The 793-nt window shown below is 52.5% G+C and carries 1 protein-coding gene and 1 pseudogene; both read right to left on the bottom strand.

Annotated elements, in window-relative coordinates; translation table 11 throughout:
- Positions 1-184, bottom strand: a pseudogene (locus EI28_RS12755) (response regulator); the annotation flags it as partial.
- Positions 185-253: 69 nt separating this feature from the next.
- A partial coding sequence (locus EI28_RS12750; RefSeq protein ID WP_048115417.1) for a CheF family chemotaxis protein occupies positions 254-793 on the bottom strand: 540 nt, incomplete at its 5' end.

The following is a 793-nucleotide window of genomic DNA, read 5'->3' as shown; positions in this document are numbered from 1 at the left end:
ATCCCGTTCATCTTAGGCATGACTACGTCCATAGTAACGAGGTCGGGCTTGAGTTCCTGATATTTTGCAAGGCTTCCGCCCCGTCCGCTGCCTCACCGACGATGTCGTGCCCGCCGGAGAAGAGGATGTTCTTCAGCAGCGTTCTCATAAACATTGTATCATCGACGATTAGGATTTTCCCCATCGAACACCACTCATTGAATATTTGATAAAAAAGTTATATATACCTTCTTATTTTGAAGAAATAAGGTTTTTAATCCAATGGAGATTTTACAGACTCTGAGATGTATCTGACACCTTTTGGGGTTAGTTGTACTTCCTTTCTGACGTAGAGTACTTCGGCGAGCCCCGAGCCGAGGAGTTTCTCGTAGATGGCGTCCAGGTCTTTGTGCGAGAGTTTGAGCATGTTCTCGATGGTGCTCGAGTCCATCCCGCTGTAGACCAGCATGGCCACCTGCCCGGTCAGGGGATCGATCTCCTCGCTGACCTCGGTATCGTGCGTCGCCTCTTTGAGGAAGTTGTAGAGAACCTGGAGCGTCGTCAGCGGGCAGAGAACAAAACTCGTCACGAGTTCGTTCTCGATGAGGTGGTCGATCTTCACGACGTCGAGATTCTTCTCCTGGATCTCCCGGGACGTAAGTTCGATGCCGGTCACCTCGTCGAGAGGGATGCAGACCTGCTTCTCCTGGCTGACGAACCAGATGCCGGTCTTCATGACGGCGATCGCGCCCTTCTCCCATTGCGCGTTCTGGACGAGCACCCCGCCGCGGATTGCGGGCGACATGAAGAAAGC

Source organism: Methanoculleus sp. MH98A (genome assembly GCF_000691865.1).
Taxonomy (GTDB): domain Archaea; phylum Halobacteriota; class Methanomicrobia; order Methanomicrobiales; family Methanoculleaceae; genus Methanoculleus.
This window is presented reverse-complemented; position numbering and strand designations above follow the sequence as displayed.